This window comes from Klebsiella sp. Lac1 (assembly GCF_009825425.1).
GTDB classification, from domain to species: domain Bacteria; phylum Pseudomonadota; class Gammaproteobacteria; order Enterobacterales; family Enterobacteriaceae; genus Klebsiella; species Klebsiella electrica.
The window spans coordinates 368,314-385,479 of sequence record NZ_VJZJ01000002.1 but is presented as its reverse complement, the minus strand read 5'-3'; the positions used below and the strand labels follow the sequence as shown (position 1 = coordinate 385,479).

Below are 17,166 nucleotides of genomic sequence, written 5' to 3'. Positions count from 1 at the left end.
GTCGGTAAACTGGCGGGACACTGTCATCGCGTCTCTTTTTCGTGAAACAATAGAACAGCGGCGCGCCAGGATACTCGATGATGGCGCGCCGCTATTCTGCCCACCGACTGCCGAGGGATTGCCTTGTCAACCATTCGTACCGTGCCGTTACCCGGTGAAAGCCGGATCGTGAACCTCTTTCCTTCCTCCGAACTTGCGGACGCTTTCGCCGTCACCCTGCCTCCTGATGCCCCTGCTGATATCAAGACTCTGGCTCATCAGGTGCTGGCGAGGCCACCGTGCTGGTTCAGATGGCTGCTGGCCTGCCGGGATCTGATGGTCAAGCCCTTCGGCATTCAGTCCTCCGCTCAGATGCGCGCAAAACTGGTCGCAGACGGCACGCCCCACATCGATTTTTTCCCGGTGCTCGCGGTAGAGGCCAACGAGATTATCGTCGGGGCCAATGACAGCCATCTCGATTTCAGAATCGCTGTGTTGGTTCGCCAGCGCCGCGAGGCGCAGGCGAATGAACAAGAGGTGGTGCTGGCCTCCGTAGTGCACTGCCACAACCGAACCGGGAAGCTTTACATCACGTTGATTGCCCCGTTCCATCGCCTGGTGGTGCGCACCATGCTCAAGCGAGCGACGGCAAGGGGCTGGCGATAACCGCGCCCAGAACCTCCGCCGCGCGGCTATCAGCTCGTGACGGAGGCGGTCAGTCACATCGCGACGGCAGCCTCTCCTCCTGCATCGGTCGGGCGAGCATCGCCGTTTTCGCGCCGCGATAGCGTAAATAGAGGTTATTGAGGATCAACGCCGCGCCAGTCATACCAGCGCCGGTTATTTCCGCCGCGGTGGGCGTCACGCCTGTCATCGCCGAAATAGAGAAGGCGGTCAGGGGCACCACATCCATAAACAGCACGCCATTCATCGGCGTCAAAATTTTGTTTCCCATATTCCAGCACAGAATGCCGATAAAACCGGCAATCACCGCCGTATAAAAAACATGAGGAATGATAAAGACAAAATCAGCAGGCGCGGGGACTGACACCTTGCCGCTGAGATACAGCGCGGCATTGAGCGTGAGGATGCTCGTCATGCCAAGCCCGGTGGTCATTGCCGTATATTTTAACGGCGACCAGTGCGGGAACAAGCCTGCTCCCAGCGTATAAATCACCCAGCATAGCGCTCCCATAATCATCAGCGCATTGGCGACATAACTGGAAGGGCTGTTCAGCAGGCTGCCATACTGCCCTTTGGTAATAACGGTAATGACGCCAAAAAATGACAGCATGACCAGGCCAACGGAGAGCGCGGGCGGCGCAATCCGACGCACGATCCCGTTAACGAGAATCCCGAGCATCGGCATCGTGGCCATCATGATAGAGGCTGTCAACGCCCCGTCTTTCCCGGCCATCTGCTGCCCTGAGAAGACCAAAAAGCCAAAACCGACAAATCCCGCCGAGCCCAGGAGCCAGGCCAGTCCGACGCGCTGCCCCTTCAGGCTCAGCCCCTGCCTGCCCTCACGCAAACCGAGCGCCACCACTAATGCCAGTCCGGCAAAGCCATAGCGCAGCGTGGTAAAAGTATAAGGATCGCATCGCGTCAAGGCGCTGGTCATAATGGGGAACGTCGCCCCCCAGGATAAGGTGGCTAACAGGCAACACATCACGCCGGTCGTATAGGTATTTTTCATCGCGATATATCCAATCATATCCCTGCAACGGCAGAGATTGCCGGTTGCAGAGAAACCACGGTGGGGGGAGATAATTTATCTGGATGGTGCGACGTTTAGCCGGCACGGTGATTCCGCGCCGGCGACGCGTCACGTGGCCCGACAGCTATTCCGTGGGCAAGACGCCCGCTTTGGCCCAGTGCGTTTTGGGGATTTCGACAATGATCACATCCACGCTCTCCGCTTTGCATTTCAGCGTTTCAACCGCGACCCGGGTCACTTCACGGGCAAAATCGCGCTTTTGTTCCGGCGTGCGACCCGGCTGTAATTCTAAACGTAAAACAGGCATATTTTTCCTCTCCGTTTGGGACCCCGTCTGGGGTCGATAAATTCATCTTTACCGAAAGGCGAGGAGCAATAAATGTGCATCAGGTTGAGTGAATCAGAACCTACAGGTTGTTAATCATGGATAAACTTGCCGGAATGGAGATGTTTGTCAGGGTTGTCGAGTGCGGCAGCTTTGCCGCCGCGGCCAATGTCAGCGACGTATCGGCCACGATGGTGGCCAAACAGATTCGGGCGATTGAGCAGCGGCTTGGCGCACGTTTGCTGCATCGAACCACCCGTCGCCAACAGTTGACCGAAGTCGGGCAGCTCTACTATGAGCGCTGTCGCCGGGTGCTGGCAGAGTTTTCACTCGCCGAGCATAGCGCCATGGAGCTGCAATCGACGGCCAAAGGGCTGGTCCATATGGTGGCGCCGGTCAGCTTCGGTTGTCAGATACTGGTCCCGGCGTTGAGCGTCTACATGGCGCAAAACCCGGAGGTCAACGTCATGCTGACGCTGGATAATCAGACGCCCAGCTTGAGTAGCGGGGATGCTGAGTTAGCTATTCATATCGGTGAAATTCACCAGCCAGATATCGTTGCCCGGCCGCTGCACGCCTATCGCCGAATCCTTGCCGCCTCTCCCGACTACCTCTGCCAGCACGGGACGCCGACGCATCCGGATCAGCTGAGTCGCTTTAGCTGTCTGGGGATCTCCTACTGGATACATCAGGATCGCTGGGAGCTGATGGGCCCCGACGGCGAGATATTTAAAGCGGTGGTGAAAGGCCGGTTTATGTCTAACCAGGGTCAGGCGCTGAGGATTGCCGCCCTGAATGGCTGCGGTATCGTGCTGCAACCGGAATCGCTGCTGCAGGACGATATCGCCGAGGGACGCCTGGTGCCGGTGCTGCCCGAGTGGTCGTATAAGCCAACGCCGATGTATCTTATTTATCAACAGGATACACGCCCATCAGCCAAGCTGCGCAGCGTGATCGATTTTCTGATACAGCGCTTTGGCGCGCAGCAATAACGGAAAAAACGCCAGCAGACCTGATTCTGCGCCGCCCCGTCGGAGCAATGTGCCTGTTTTCACAACGGCAAAAAACACGCAGCCGGAGACCAAGTGGCCTCCGGCAAGCGGATTTATTGCGACTTCTTCTCCAGCGCTTCCCACAGGCCCAGCAGGTAGGTTACCCCCAGCGCGCGATCGTAAAGACCGTATCCGGGACGGCCGGTTTCGCCCCAGATAAAGCGGCCGTGATCCGGGCGAATATAGCCGTCAAAGCCGTTATCATGGAGGGCCTGCATGACGCGATACATATCCAGCGAGCCATACTGCGACGGATGCGCGGATTCGTAGAAGTCTTTATCCTTAATCAGCTTAATGTTGCGCACATGGGCAAAATGGAGACGCTTGCGACGCGTAAATTCGGCAAGAATTTCATAGACGTTATTATCCGGATCTTCCGCAATTGAGCCGGTACACAGCGTGATGCCATTTGCCGGTGAATCCACGGCATCGCAAATCTTCGTCAGGTCATCCTGATTTTTCACCACCCGCGGGAGGCCAAAAATAGAGTACGGCGGATCGTCCGGATGAATCGCCATTTTCACCCCGACTTCCTCGCACACCGGAATAATTTCTCTGAGGAAATAAAACAGGTTTTCCCGCAGTTTATTATCATCGACGCCGCTATAGCGGGCGAACAGCTCCTGCACTTTAGCCAGCCGCTCGGGCTCCCATCCCGGTAACGCAAAACCGTTGGCGTTATCGAGTACCTCTTTGACGACCTCTTCCAGACTCTTATCGATGCCGCTCTTTTCGAAAGCCATCGTCAGCGAGCCATCTGGCAGGACGTAGTTCATGTCGGTCTTCATCCAGTCGAAGACCGGCATGAAGTTATAACAGATGACCTTGACGCCAAAGCCCGCCAGATTACGGATCGTCTGTTTATAGTTTTCAATGTAGCGATCGCGTGCCGGGGTGCCTATTTTGATGTCATCGTGAATGTTGACGCTTTCAATCACTTCCATTGTCAGGCCCGCGGCATGGGCCTGGTCAACCAGAGCCTTAATCTTTTCGACTGGCCAGACTTCTCCGGGAGCAACGTCATACAGTGCCCCGACAACCCCCTCCACACCCGGCACCTGCCGGATATACTCCAGTGGGATTTTGTCTTCCTGTGGCCCAAACCAGCGCATTGTCATCTGCATTTTGTATCCGCCTTAATCGTTGCATCTGTGCATGTTTACAAGATGTACCATACTAGTATTGACTAGCATATGCAGTAATTATCGTTTGATCAACCACCGCGTTAAAAAAGCGTGACGGCGCGATAAAAAGAGGCATGGCCTGAGCATGGGTTTTATTATTTCTGCCAGGGTTAATTGTTTTTATTTTGTAAAAAATAATAACGAATTTACTTTAAATTCATCACCATCTATAACACGACTTGATTTTTATCCACTAAATTCATAACAGGCATTTATTTTACGTCCCGAATATCACTGAAAAAATAATATGATTTAAGTCACAATTTTATCATCATATCTTGTATGGTAGTAGACAATGAGTGAAGAGGAAGCTTACCCTCAACGCCATTATGTTCCCGTCATACACCGACCCCGGCTTAACGCTGGGGATTCGTCGTAAAAGTAATATCGTGTACGGAGTAGGTATGTCACTGATAAATAATAGCTTCATGATAAACAATGCGCCAGGTCAGCGGCTGTATTCTGAGGTAGCACAAGCGTTACCGATTATTGATTACCACTGTCACCTTGATGCCAGAGCCATTTGGGAAAATAAACCGTTCACGGATATTACTCAGCTATGGCTGGAGGGCGATCATTACAAATGGCGGGCCATGCGGGCGAATGGAATATCTGAGCACAAAATTACCGGCCAGGCTTGCGCCGAAGAAAAATTTGAAGCCTGGGCGCAAACGGTCGAAGCCAGTTTTGGCAACCCCCTTTATCACTGGACCCACCTTGAACTGAAACATTATTTTGCTATCGACGAAACGCTTAATAGCAAAAACTGGCGCGATATTATGGCGCGGTGTAATGCGCAATTACGCCACGACGACTTTTTACCCCAGTCGCTCATCCGCCGTTCAAACGTTGAAGCGTTGTGCACGACCGACGGGCCGCTCGACGATCTGCAATACCATCAGTTGCTGGCGGCAAAAAGTGATTTTTCCACTGCTGTTTTGCCGACATTTCGTCCTGACGAGCTGTTCGACACCAGCCCCGAGCGCTTCCTGACGTTTGTCTCGCGATTGGCGCAGAAAACCCAGCGGACGATAAGCTCGCTGGATCAGTTCCTGGCCGCTCTCGAAGCGCGTATTGATTTTTTCCACAGCACGGGCTGTCGCGTGTCGGACCACGGCCCGCTGGCAATCGGTTTTTGCCCGCTTGATGAGGCCGGACAGAGCACGCTGTTTCAGCGCCGGCTGGCGGGAGAAGCGCTGGATGAGCGCGCGCTCCAGGCCTGGGAAAGTATGATTTTTGTCGCGCTGGCCAAAATGTACAAACAGCGCGACTGGGCAATGCAGATTCACTTTGGCGCCATTCGTAACAACAACGTGACCATGTTCAACAAGGTCGGCATCAACTGCGGCTTTGACTCTATTGGCGATCAAATGCACCTTGCGCAGAACCTGAACGCGTTGCTGAACGCCATGGTGGAAAATGACGGTCTGCCGAAAACCATTCTTTATAACCTCAACGCCAGCTATAACGACGTGGTCGCCTCGACCCTCGCCAACTTCCAGAGCGGCGAGGATGGCATGAAATCACCGCTGCAGTTCGGTTCCGGGTGGTGGTTTAACGATACCCGACGCGGCATGGTTAACCAGCTCAATACCCTGGCCGATCAGGGGCTGCTGGCCAACTTTATCGGCATGCTGACCGATTCCCGCAGCTTCGTCTCCTACACCCGACATGATTATTTCCGCCGGATCCTCTGTGACCTGGTTGGCAGTTGGGTAGAGAAAGGTGAAGTGCCGGAAGATCGCGCCATCCTCGACGCCATGATCCGCGGTATTTGCGTGGACAATGCCCGTCGTTATTTTCGTTTTTGAACCGTCGGATACAGGGATAAACCATGACTCGTAAGAACAGAAAAGTGACCATCCCCGTCAGTATCGGCTACGGTCTGACGGATATCATGGGCGGCGGCGCATTTACCGTAATTGGCGCGTGGCTGCTTTTCTTCTATACCACCTTTGTTGGCCTGTCGCCGATTGAAGCGGCGTCGATTGTCGCGATCGCCCGTATCGTTGATGCCGTCGTCAGCCTGTTTATGGGCAGCTTCACCGACCATTTTTATAAAAACTATCTGGGTAAGAAATTTGGCCGACGCCGGTTTTTCCTGCTGATCGGCGCGCCGCTCATGCTGGTTTACACCCTGCTGTGGCTAAACGGCATGAACTACTGGTTCTATCTCGCGGTGTATCTGGCCTTTGAGATCATTGCCGCCATGGTGCTGATCCCGTGGGAAACGCTGCCTTCCGAGATGACCAAAGATTTTAATAGCCGGACCAAACTTTCTACATGCCGTATGTTCCTGTCGGCATCCGGGACCTTTCTTGCCACCTTTATCCCCGGCCTGCTGATTGGCGCGCTGGGTGAAAATAATGCCGATGCCTATCTGGTGAACGGCGTGGTGTTTGCCGTGATGTTCATGGTCTGCGTCTTTATCTCGTGGAAAGTGACATGGGAGCGCGAGCTGACGCCGGAAATGCTGGCGGAAATGGAAAAAGAGCGCAAATCCACAACGGCAGCCGAGAAGCTTGCCGCCTTTGGCAACCTGTTTAAGGAATATGCCTCGACCCTCAAGGTACGGGCGTTCCGTAAGCACCTGGCGATTTATCTCTTTTCCTTTACGGCGAAGGACGTCTACAACACCGTGTTCGTCTTTTTCTGCGTCTACTGTCTGAACGTCTCATCCTCGCTGGCGGGCACGCTGCTGTCGATGAGTATCGTCGGGCTGCCGGTTACGCTGGCGGCGGGGGTGGCTATCATTAAGTATGGCCCTTCTCGCCTCTATGTCTTCGCCTATAGCCTGATGCTGCTGTGTCTTGGCGGGTTCTTCCTCGTGTATCAGTTCCCGACCGACAACAAGGTCATGCTGCTGGTGATCATCGCCGGTATCTACCAGGTTGGTCGCTGCGTGCTGGAATTTACGCCGTGGAACGTCTTCCCGTTTATTCCCGATATTGACGAAATGATTACCCGTCAGCGTCGCGAAGGTCTGTTTGCCGCGGTAATGACGTTCTCGCGTAAAACGACGGTCGCCATCGCCACCTTTGCCGTGGGCCTGCTGTTGCAAAGCGGTGGCTTCGTGAAAGGGAGCCAGACTCAGCCTCAGGAAGCGATTAACACCATCGCGACGCTGCTGTTTGCCGGCACCGCCGTCCTGCTGCTGATTGCGCTATGGCAGGCGCTGACCTTCCATCTGAACAAACGTACGCACAAGATTTTTGTCGATGAAGTTGAACGCCTGAAGGCGAACGGTCTTCAGCAGGACGTCACGCCTGAAGCGCGCCATGTGGTTGAAGACCTGACGGGTTATAGCTATGACACGCTCTGGCGTAACACCCCGCCCGAGCGAGCAAAAGCGGGGAAAGCAACCTCGGTACTGAGTTAACCGCTGCCGCCGGCAGCAGCATAATGCCTGCTGCCGTGCGGTTGCCCTGCCCGGCTGACCCTTTCAGGGCCAGCCGATTTAAGACGCGCCCTCACGATGGGCAAGCGGATCACTTCACCATCTTCTGCGTTTTTTCGACATCCTGCAGCCCGCCTTCGTTGACGGCATTCTGATACCCCATGCTGCGCAGCATTTTTTCTGCTTTGCCGGACTGGTTCCCTGTATTGCAGTACAGGTGCAGCGTGTCATTCTTCTCTTTTGCTACTTCGCCGATGCGCGCATCCAGCTCTTTCAGCGGAATATTCACCGCCCCTTCAACGTGCGTTGCCTGAAACTGGTCAGGGGTACGGACATCAATCCAGTGCTCAGCCGCCCACAATGAGGCCGACGCCATCAGCATGGCGCCGATCAGGAGCGTTTTTTTCATGACCTGTGGCAGATTAAACATAACGACAGTTCTCCTTTTATTTTTCTTAGTCACCCGAAATCATACTAACGAAGGTATCCCGGGCGATCTTTGACCTGATCTGGAAAATGGGGACAAAGCGATAATCGGTGATATGAGCGCAGAGTCCACGCCGCAGGCAAACTGGCAGTCTCCGTTAAAATTACTATGCTTAAAGTTAACGTCACCTGTTACAACGTTGATTTTTATAGGGAGTATATATGGGATTCTGGAGAATTGTTTTAACGATTATTTTGCCGCCACTTGGCGTATTACTGGGTAAAGGATTCGGCTGGGCATTTATTCTGAATATTGTACTGACATTGCTGGGCTATATCCCGGGTCTGATTCACGCATTCTGGGTGCAAACGCGCGATTAACCCGCATCATCATGACGGCGCATCGGCGCCGTTTATTTTCGCCAGGTATTTTCCATCGGAGTCTTATATTTCACATTTACGCCATCACTGGCCGGTAGTGGGTGGAGAACGGAGTTAGATTCGGCGAACGGAAGGCAACAAAAAACCCGCACGGGGCGGGTTCATTTCATTATCAGCAGAACTTAACTGCTCAGGCCATCGCCTTCATCGCTATTGTAAGCGTCGCTGATAAGGGCTTACAGCGGAGTAACGTTGCCAGCTGCCGGGCCTTTAGCGCCATTTTCAATGGTGAAGGAAACCTGCTGGCCTTCATCAAGGGTTTTGAAGCTGTCACTCTGGATAGCAGAGAAATGTACGAATACATCTTTGCTGCCGTCGTTCGGAGTGATAAAGCCAAAACCTTTATCTGCGTTAAACCATTTTACTAAACCAGTCATTTTATTAGACATAGATACTTCCTTAATTAATGAGCCACTAAGCGCGGCGATGATGGCCTGTATTTAGAGTGACTTATTTGGCACTTAGGAGGAGGCTCATGAAGAAGAGTATCTGTGGATAGCACTTGAACTGAGGACTGCTTGACTAAAACTGCTTTCATAAGGTCTGTATTCCAAACCGATGGTGCCATTAAGACATAGCGAAATTATTATAGCAAGATTTATGTTTTTTATTTTACCCACTTAAACACCTGGATGGCTATATGTCCGTAAAATGCCAGCGATAACATCAATCGCCATCTCAGTTTTGCCGAATCGCGATACGCCTGATATTTCGCGGTATTCGCGCGCGTCTTTTGCAACGTATAAATAATACCTGTGCCACCGGCATAGATATCCCGAGAGAAAACCTGAATAAATACCGGCTCTGCGGGCAGGCCGGATGTACTGCCTTACGGACAGGCATCCGGCCTGCCGTCAAAACGGATTATTCACGCCTGTCCCGAATCAGTTTCTTTCTGTCGATTGGGTTGCCCTCCCGATCGAAGTAGCGACTCGGCCATATTTCCGCAGGGTCGATACCCAGCGCCTGCGCGATTAAAAACTCCCCCTTCGGCCACGGGCGGGACAGCGTGTTGGCCAATGTCGACGAGCTCAGCCCCGCCTGGCGCGACACCGCCGCCAGCGACAGGTTGCGCTTTTTTAATTGCGCAATGATATCAGCCGGATGCATATCAGTTCTGTTCATCTCATTCATTCCTTTGCGTTAGTGAAGTCGTACATATTCTCACCACCACACTAAGTAATACTTAGTACATTTTCAACTAACAGCTACCAGAATCGTGATTCTGTTTCCAGTCTTTCAGGATCATCATGCTGCCGCACCGTTTAAAAGAAGCGCGCCTCAGAACGGGACTTTCCCAACAAAAACTGGGTATCCTCGCGGGTATTGATGAGGCGACGGCGAGCGCGCGGATGAACCAGTATGAACGCGGCATCCACACTCCTGACTTCGCGCTGGCCTGTCGGCTGGCAGAAGTGCTGAAGATCCCGGCCTGTTATTTCTATACGGTTGAAGACGATCTGGCGGAAGTGGTGGCGGGCTGGTATCAGCGCTGACGATGGCTCCCGGACGCCACGTGACCTGGTTCCGGGAAGACCTGGGCTGGGGCGTGTTTGCCTTAATCGCCCGATGGCCTGAAGCTGGCGGTAGCCCACGGCGATATTCGCGCACACGGACAATCCGTCATCGTATGGATAGCATTTAAGCGTATATACCCTGTCGCCGCCCCGCATTCGTGATGCAGGCTAAGGGCATATTCTGGTGCGCCGAACGGCTAAGCCGGGCGACACACCAGAAAAGGGTCTTGCCGTTACATCAGAACCATGCCTCAAACATCCCGCCGACGTTCAGTGAATCCAGCTGATCGTCTTTGGTGCCGTTCACCTTCGCCGTGCGTTTGTTGTCGACCTGACCGCCGGTGACGTAGAAGCGCAGCATCGGACGGAACTCCGGCCCCATGCCGATGGCGATGTTCTGCGACAGCGTCAGTTTCCAGCCGTGGTTATCCCCGCCCCGATCGTAGTCAACGCGCTGATAGCCCGCTTCCAGCCAGGTCGAATGCACGTCGTTCCAGAAGTACATCGGACGCACGATGGCGCCGTAATTCTTCCGGTTGTCGGTGTTGTCCTTGCTGTTGTCATAGTTGTGGAAGGCCAGCAGATACTCGACCTGCGCCTGCTGAGTGAACTTGTATAGCCCCTCGAAGCTGGCGTAAACCGTCGTCAACCCGTCCGTTTTGTCGTACACGCTGTTATCGGCATTATCGGAATAGCGCAGAATCACTTTGTTCACGCCGCTGTCGTTGGTGTGGCTCAACAGCAGGCCGCCCTGCCAGGCATCAATCTGCGCGTCGTTATCCACCGCTTTAGAGTCAAAGCCGTAGTTGGCATAGACTTCAACGTCGATGGGACCCGCCTTGATATTGTGGGTTTTGGTCGTCAGCGCGTAATGACCGCTGTCGCCGGTATCAGACCCGCCGGTACAGGTAATGCGCGAGGGGTTAGATTCATCCCCCATCACTTCCGGGCTACAGGATTTCACCTGCGACACCCCCGCCACGTCGAACTGCACGCCGCCGATATCGAAGTTTTTCACCCCGGCGCCCTGGCCATCGTGGTTCATCCAGAAGTAGTCGTTGATGCCCTGTTGCGGACGTTGATGGAAGTCACGACCGGCCCAGATGTAGGCGTTCGGATTGGATTCCAGCACGTTGGTGACGCCAACGTAGGCTTTTTTCAGGTTAACTTCGTCGCTCCAGTGGTCGAACATGACGTTGAGATCCCAGATAGCGCCCTGGCTGCTCTTAAAGGCTTTGGTTATCTGGAATTCGCCGCCGTTGCCCTCGTTGCCCAGACGGCCGATGGCCGAGGCGCCGTTATAAGAGCCATCGACGCCGATATATTTCTGATCGCCGGTCTGGAAATGGGCGCCGTAGCGCGCGTAGCCGCTAAACTTCAGGCCGAACGGAATCGCCATATCCGGTGACTGCGCGGCGGTTTGGGGATTGGTCTCCAGATCCACCTTCTTCGCGGCGGCGGCGTCCATTTTCGCCTGGCGATCCGCCAGTGCCTTATCGACGGCTTTCGCCACAATGGCGTCAATTTGTTCCTGAGTAAATTCTTGCGCCATAACGGAGGTAAAAGGGCAAAGAGTGGCGATAACCGCCATAGCTAATGGAAGTTTTTTTATCATATTCATGTTTATCTCAATATAGTTTAATTTTATTCAGATAATAACAATCCCATTCTGGGGTGACAGAATATGTCGCTATCATAAGAACAATATAATTGTTATTTTTACGGTCTCAGAGGCTTTGCGCTATTATCGTGACAGTATCTCCATGAGTGATATTTACGTATGCGCGCCGGGCAGATGAATCATTTCGCTTAATTCATAAGCCAGCATTATCGATGGTTTGCGTTACCGCAGTCTTTGGCCCTCCTCCCTGGCTGGCAGTGCAGAACAGGTGCTGCCCCGGCAGCGTTTTTTGGCAAAGGCATATTGCATAATATCGTCCTCGTTAACTTCCTTACCCGCGATTTGTGTGCCCCCAATAACTCGCTGTCGCGGCGGCGCTTTGATATTGCTTAAAGCGCATGGCTCAGTACGCAGGAATCGTCAATCTATCTGTAGCGTATCGGGTTCACCGAATGTGCCGAAATCAATTGCCGTAACGATTAATGGCATGTTCAATCAGTGCCCCCGCAGGGGCACTTACGCCAAATTCAGTCGAAGAGATAAGCGTTGACGAGGTTTTCGAGTAATTCCTGATGCCCGCTTTGATGCTGAGGATTAAGGTTATGCTGTTCAGCGTATTGAGCGGTTTGCGCCAGCGACATTTTCCCTTGCAGAATTTGCTGCCCCACTTCACCACTCCAGCCGGCATAGCGTTTTGCCACGCGTTGTTCCAGTTTACCGTCTTCAATCATGCGAGCGGCCTTTTTGAGTGACAGCGCCATCACATCCATTGCGCCAATATGACCATGGAACAGATCATATTTATCGGTGCTTTGACGGCGTACTTTGGCATCAAAGTTCAGGCCACCGGTGGTAAAACCGCCGGCTTTGAGGATCTCATACATAACAAGCGTGTTTTCTTCGACGCTGTTCGGGAACTGATCGGTATCCCAGCCGAGCTGAGCATCGCCGCGGTTGGCATCAACGGAGCCGAAAATATCCAGGGCAATGGCGCTGGCGATTTCATGGTGGAAAGAATGCCCGGCAAGCGTTGCGTGGTTGGCCTCAATGTTCACCTTGATCTCTTTTTCCAGACCAAACTGCTTCAGGAATCCATATACCGTAGCAACATCGTAATCGTACTGATGCTTAGTCGGTTCTTGCGGTTTAGGTTCGATAAGCAACGTGCCACGGAAACCCGTTTTATGTTTGTGCTCAACCACCATCTGCAGGAAGCGGCCAATTTGTTCGCGCTCATGACGCAAATCGGTATTCAGCAGGGATTCGTAACCTTCACGCCCGCCCCACAGAACATAGCTTTCGCCGCCCAACTGCTGGGTGGCGTTCATGGCGGCAACGACCTGCGCCGCCGCCCAGGAAAAGACCTCCGGATCAGGGTTGGTTGCCGCCCCGGCAGCGTAGCGCGGGTGAGTAAAGCAGTTGGCCGTCCCCCACAGCAATTTCACGCCGGTTTCTTGCTGCTTTTGCGCCAGTACTTCGGTCATTTTTGCCAGGTTATTGCGATATTCTTTCAACGATGCGCCTTCTGGCGAAACGTCCACATCATGGAAGCAGTAATACGGCACATTGAGCTTATGGAAGAATTCAAAAGCGACGTCAGCTTTAAATTTTGCCTGGCTAAGCGCATCCCCGGCCTGTTGCCATGACCGTTCAAAAGACCCGCTGCCAAACATATCTGCGCCATTCCAGCAGAAGTTGTGCCAGTAGCAGGCGGCAAAGCGCAGGTGCTCTGCCATCCTTTTTCCCAGCACGATTTCATCCGGATTATAATGGCGAAAAGCCAGCGGGTTGGCTGTTTTTGGACCTTCAAAACGTACTCTGTCAAGTTGATCGAAATAAACGGGCATAATGAACTCCATAATTCAGGAAGCGAAAAATAAATAATTTGGACCTATCCTGTATTTTCCTGGGAGGTTGCTCAATTACGTTATTTCACTCAGCAATTAAGAAAATGCACAACTGTGAACCATCTCGCAAATAACATTGCCATATATTCAGGCCATTTATAGTCATATTAACCCGTCTTTTTCTACGGAATTTATCTGATGACTCACAAAAATAAAACCCTGTTTTTTAGTGGTACTCGTATACTGTGGATAATGTTTATGGACGACCGCTCAACATGCCAGATACGCAGCCTGTGGAGAGCCTTAGTTTCGATGATCACAGAAGTAAAAAAACATAACAAATTAATGTAAAAACGTAATGGATTCTCCCAGCCCATCCGTGTAACAAAGTATTTCACATTCACGTAAGAAACCGGAGACTTGATTAGAATGAGCAAAAACATACTGCAAAGTCGGCATGATGAATATCATAAATTAACTCGCGGAGAACGTATTGGTTATGGGATGGGTGATTTTGCGCAAAACCTTGTTTTTGGTACCATAGGTGGTTTTCTTGCTCTTCACATGTTGACGGTAAATACAATCAGCACCGCCACCGCAGGATTTATATTCCTGTTTGTCCGCATCGTGAATGTTTTCTGGGACCCGATGGTCGGTACCTACGTTGACAAAAGAAGTTCAAGCGCCGGGAAATACCGCCCCTGGCTTTTAAGAGCCGGCATTCCGCTCGTGATTCTTTCCGCGTTACTTTTCGCGCCCATTCCTGGAATAAGGGGCTCGGTTCCTTTCGCGTTTATCATTTATCTGGCACTGGATTTAGTTTATTCACTGGTGAATATTCCCTATGGCTCTCTGAATGCCTCATTGACCCGGGATCCTGAATCGATTGATAAGCTGACAAGTACGCGCATGATGCTGGCAAACAGCGCCAACCTGCTGGTCTATACCCTGTTCCCTATGTTTGTACAGATGGCCTCCCCCAAAGATCGCAGCCTCAAAGATACGGGTTTCTTTGGCCTTAAGCTCAATATGGGTAACTATACCGATCCCTCAGCTAACTATGCGTGGTTTGGCGTTTACTCAATTTATATGTTGATCGGCGCGGTAGCCCTTTACCTCTGCTATAAATTCACCAAAGAACGCGTTGTCGCGACGGCCGAACAGACGGCTAACGTAAAAACAACCGATTTATTCCTTGAACTCAAGAATAACCGCCCGCTGGTCATTCTCGGGTTATTTTTCATGTTAGCCTTTACCTTCATGTTTTTCATGAACACGGTTAATGGCTTTTTCAATCAGTTTGTTGTCGGCCATTCTGAATGGATGGGGGCTATTGGTCTTATTGCCTCAATTCCCGGCATTGTCTTCCCTGTCTTTTGGCCAAAACTGAAGAAAATTTTTGGTAAAAAAGGCTTCTTCCATCTTTTCCTTGGCATGTTTATTGTGGGTGAATTGCTGACCTACGTATGGTCACGCGAAAGCATGCATGATGCTCTGTGGCTTGCTTATATCGCAACATTCATTAAACAATGGGGTTTAACCTCGGCGACCGGTTTCATGTGGGCGCTGGTGCCAGAAGTCATTGCCTATGGCGAATTAAAATCAGGCAAGCGTAATGCCGCAATCATTAATGCGATTATGGGGCTCTTCTTTAAGATTGGTTTTACGATTGGCGGCGCGATTCCATTGTGGTTACTGGCCGCTTATGGCTTTAACGAAACCGGCGCGCAACAAAGCGCAAGCGCGATCGACGGAATCATTATGACCGCGGTGTGGATGCCAATCGTGTTAGCCGCGATTTCGATGATCATTATTCAACTCTATCCTGTCTCAGACAAAAATGTCATCGAGATCAACCGTCAGCTTGATGAGATACGGGCATAGTGAAAAAATAAATTAAAAATTACGCAGTTCTGAATGATAAATTTTAAAAAGGTAGAATGATATGTCACTTATTCAAAACCCTGTATTACCTGGATTTAATGCGGACCCTAGTATTATCCGTGTAGGGGACACCTACTATATCGCAAACTCTACATTTGAGTGGTTCCCTGGCGTTCGTTTACATGAGTCAAAGGATCTACAGCACTGGAATCTGCTCCCCAGTCCCTTGTCTACCACCACCCTTTTAGATATGAAAGGCAACCCTTCATCCGGTGGTATTTGGGCGCCGGCGCTTTCGTATGCCGATGGCAAATTCTGGTTAGTGTATACCGATGTGAAAATCACCGAAGGCGCGTTTAAAGACATGACCAACTATCTGACCACCGCGACCGATATCCGTGGTCCGTGGTCAGACCCCATCAAACTGAACGGCGTCGGTTTTGATGCCTCGCTTTTCCATGACGATGACGGGCGTAAATATATCGTTCAGCAAACCTGGGACCATCGGGAATATCATCACCCCTTCGATGGCATCACGTTAACTGAGCTTGATACGAAGACCCTGAAATTAAAACCGGCGACAGCGCGGACCATTTATCGGGGCACCGCCGTCGCCCTCGTTGAGGGGCCACACCTCTACAAACTGAACGGCTATTATTATCTTTTCGCCGCCCAGGGGGGGACCGTTTTCACCCACCAGGAAGTTGTTGCGCGTTCTAAAACCCTGGATGCCAACAGCTTTGAAACCGAGCCTGGGGAAGTCTTCTTAACGAACGTCGACACACCAGACAGCTACATCCAGAAGCAAGGGCATGGCGCTTTGGTCTCCACCCCCAAAGGTGAATGGTATTATGCCTCGCTCTGCGCCCGTCCGTGGAATCGTCCAGGTGAGTCGGCCTATGATCCTCGTGGCTGGTCAACCCTGGGCAGAGAAACCTCAATCCAGAAAGTGTATTGGGATGCGGATGGCTGGCCGCGTATCGCAGGAGGTCATGGCGGAAAAACCTTTGTCGAAGGGCCAGGCGATGCCATTTACACCGAAAGCGCCAAAGACCATAGCCAGTACGATGAGTTTAAAACATCAACCCTCGATCCTGACTGGAATACGCTGCGTGTCCCGTTCACAGAAAAAATGGGGACCACCGGCGATGGCAAGCTGACTTTAATCGGGCAAGGTTCATTAGCGAATACGCATAACCTGTCGCTTATCGCCCGACGCTGGCAAGCCTTCTACTTTGATGCCCAGGTCAAAGTGAAATTTGATCCGTTCAATTATCAGCAGATGGCCGGATTAACGAATTACTATAACGATCGCCACTGGAGTTTTGTGTTCATCACCTGGAACGAAATTAATGGCGCAGTCATTGAGATCGGCGAAAATAACCGTGGGAAATACACGTCATATTTGAAAGATGATGCCATCAAGATCCCGGAAGGGACCGAATATGTCTGGTTCCGCAGCAAAGTGCGCAAACAAACGTATAGCTATGAATACAGCTTTGATGGGGTCAGCTTTACTGAAATCCCCGTTCAATTAGATGCCGCCATTCTTTCTGACGATTATGTGCTGCAAAGCTATGGCGGGTTCTTTACCGGGGCGTTCGTTGGCCTTGCGGCTGTCGACTACTCAGGTTATGACGCCAGCGCAGAGTTTTATGATTTCCATTATCAGGAGCTGGGCGATGCGTTAATGGCCGACGGCACATATAGCTGGCAAGCCAGCGAATCACGTTTTAATTAAGTCATGGCGAACCTACGTTATCTTAACGATAACGT

At 51.9% G+C, this 17,166-nt stretch carries 16 protein-coding genes and 1 pseudogene; 9 read left to right on the top strand and 8 right to left on the bottom strand.

Annotation, left to right across the window (positions count from 1 at the left end):
- Positions 1 to 123 precede the first annotated feature (123 nt).
- Entirely contained in the window at positions 124 to 645 is a 522-nt protein-coding gene (locus FNY10_RS17235) for a DUF2867 domain-containing protein (RefSeq protein ID WP_160702366.1), read from the top strand.
- 49 nt (positions 646 to 694) lie between these two features.
- Here FNY10_RS17235 and FNY10_RS17230 read toward each other — a convergent pair whose 3' ends face one another.
- Both FNY10_RS17230 and FNY10_RS17225 read right to left on the bottom strand, forming a co-directional pair.
- The gene (locus tag FNY10_RS17230; protein WP_131050718.1) at positions 695 to 1,675 is read right to left on the bottom strand and encodes a DMT family transporter; all 981 of its coding nucleotides are present in this window, start codon (positions 1,673 to 1,675) and stop codon (positions 695 to 697) included.
- A gap of 145 nt (positions 1,676 to 1,820) precedes the next feature.
- A complete protein-coding gene (locus FNY10_RS17225; protein WP_304528740.1) occupies positions 1,821 to 2,045 on the bottom strand; it encodes a 4-oxalocrotonate tautomerase in 225 nt (74 codons plus the stop codon).
- A 74-nt stretch (positions 2,046 to 2,119) separates the two neighbouring features.
- Between FNY10_RS17225 and FNY10_RS17220 the strand changes: the two genes are divergently transcribed.
- On the top strand, positions 2,120 to 3,013 hold the full coding sequence (locus FNY10_RS17220) for a LysR family transcriptional regulator (protein WP_160702368.1): 894 nt from the start codon (positions 2,120 to 2,122) through the stop codon (positions 3,011 to 3,013).
- Between the two features lie 113 nt (positions 3,014 to 3,126).
- Here the strand turns inward: FNY10_RS17220 and uxuA are convergent, their stop codons facing one another.
- Positions 3,127 to 4,197: a mannonate dehydratase gene (gene uxuA, locus FNY10_RS17215; RefSeq protein WP_131050716.1), complete on the bottom strand. Its 1,071-nt coding sequence runs from the start codon at positions 4,195 to 4,197 to the stop codon at positions 3,127 to 3,129.
- A 464-nt stretch (positions 4,198 to 4,661) separates the two neighbouring features.
- Between uxuA and uxaC the strand changes: the two genes are divergently transcribed.
- Together uxaC and FNY10_RS17205 are read left to right on the top strand one after the other, a co-directional pair.
- Positions 4,662 to 6,068 (top strand): glucuronate isomerase, encoded by a 1,407-nt coding sequence (gene uxaC / locus FNY10_RS17210; protein WP_131050715.1) that lies wholly within the window; start codon positions 4,662 to 4,664, stop codon positions 6,066 to 6,068.
- Positions 6,069 to 6,091: 23 nt separating this feature from the next.
- Complete coding sequence (locus FNY10_RS17205; protein ID WP_131050714.1) at positions 6,092 to 7,636, top strand: MFS transporter; 1,545 nt, start codon at positions 6,092 to 6,094, stop codon at positions 7,634 to 7,636.
- A gap of 109 nt (positions 7,637 to 7,745) precedes the next feature.
- Here FNY10_RS17205 and pspE read toward each other — a convergent pair whose 3' ends face one another.
- Positions 7,746 to 8,063 (bottom strand): thiosulfate sulfurtransferase PspE, encoded by a 318-nt coding sequence (gene pspE, locus FNY10_RS17200; RefSeq protein ID WP_227699450.1) that lies wholly within the window; start codon positions 8,061 to 8,063, stop codon positions 7,746 to 7,748.
- 239 nt (positions 8,064 to 8,302) lie between these two features.
- Here pspE and FNY10_RS17195 point away from each other — a divergent pair, with 239 nt between their 5' ends.
- The gene (locus FNY10_RS17195) at positions 8,303 to 8,461 is read left to right on the top strand and encodes a YqaE/Pmp3 family membrane protein (protein WP_015585265.1); all 159 of its coding nucleotides are present in this window, start codon (positions 8,303 to 8,305) and stop codon (positions 8,459 to 8,461) included.
- Positions 8,462 to 8,697: 236 nt separating this feature from the next.
- Here the strand turns inward: FNY10_RS17195 and cspA are convergent, their stop codons facing one another.
- Together cspA and FNY10_RS17185 are read right to left on the bottom strand one after the other, a co-directional pair.
- The gene (gene cspA, locus FNY10_RS17190; RefSeq protein WP_031520308.1) at positions 8,698 to 8,910 is read right to left on the bottom strand and encodes an RNA chaperone/antiterminator CspA; all 213 of its coding nucleotides are present in this window, start codon (positions 8,908 to 8,910) and stop codon (positions 8,698 to 8,700) included.
- Between the two features lie 475 nt (positions 8,911 to 9,385).
- On the bottom strand, positions 9,386 to 9,646 hold the full coding sequence (locus tag FNY10_RS17185) for a helix-turn-helix domain-containing protein (protein ID WP_100684783.1): 261 nt from the start codon (positions 9,644 to 9,646) through the stop codon (positions 9,386 to 9,388).
- A gap of 125 nt (positions 9,647 to 9,771) precedes the next feature.
- Here FNY10_RS17185 and FNY10_RS17180 point away from each other — a divergent pair, with 125 nt between their 5' ends.
- The gene (locus tag FNY10_RS17180) at positions 9,772 to 10,017 is read left to right on the top strand and encodes a helix-turn-helix transcriptional regulator (protein ID WP_032689680.1); all 246 of its coding nucleotides are present in this window, start codon (positions 9,772 to 9,774) and stop codon (positions 10,015 to 10,017) included.
- Positions 10,014 to 10,166 (top strand): annotated as a pseudogene (locus FNY10_RS27375) (hypothetical protein); the annotation flags it as partial. The gene FNY10_RS17180 and the pseudogene FNY10_RS27375, both read left to right, overlap by 4 nt.
- Before the next feature lie 110 nt (positions 10,167 to 10,276).
- Here FNY10_RS27375 and FNY10_RS17175 read toward each other — a convergent pair.
- Both FNY10_RS17175 and xylA read right to left on the bottom strand, forming a co-directional pair.
- Positions 10,277 to 11,659 (bottom strand): carbohydrate porin, encoded by a 1,383-nt coding sequence (locus FNY10_RS17175; RefSeq protein WP_160702372.1) that lies wholly within the window; start codon positions 11,657 to 11,659, stop codon positions 10,277 to 10,279.
- 527 nt (positions 11,660 to 12,186) lie between these two features.
- A complete protein-coding gene (xylA, locus tag FNY10_RS17170; RefSeq protein WP_160702374.1) occupies positions 12,187 to 13,506 on the bottom strand; it encodes a xylose isomerase in 1,320 nt (439 codons plus the stop codon).
- A 444-nt stretch (positions 13,507 to 13,950) separates the two neighbouring features.
- Here xylA and FNY10_RS17165 point away from each other — a divergent pair, with 444 nt between their 5' ends.
- Both FNY10_RS17165 and FNY10_RS17160 read left to right on the top strand, forming a co-directional pair.
- Positions 13,951 to 15,390 carry an MFS transporter gene (locus FNY10_RS17165; protein WP_160702580.1) on the top strand — a complete coding sequence of 480 codons (1,440 nt, stop codon included), beginning with the start codon at positions 13,951 to 13,953 and terminating at the stop codon, positions 15,388 to 15,390.
- Between the two features lie 61 nt (positions 15,391 to 15,451).
- Positions 15,452 to 17,131 (top strand): glycoside hydrolase family 43 protein, encoded by a 1,680-nt coding sequence (locus FNY10_RS17160; RefSeq protein ID WP_100684786.1) that lies wholly within the window; start codon positions 15,452 to 15,454, stop codon positions 17,129 to 17,131.
- Positions 17,132 to 17,166 lie beyond the last annotated feature (35 nt).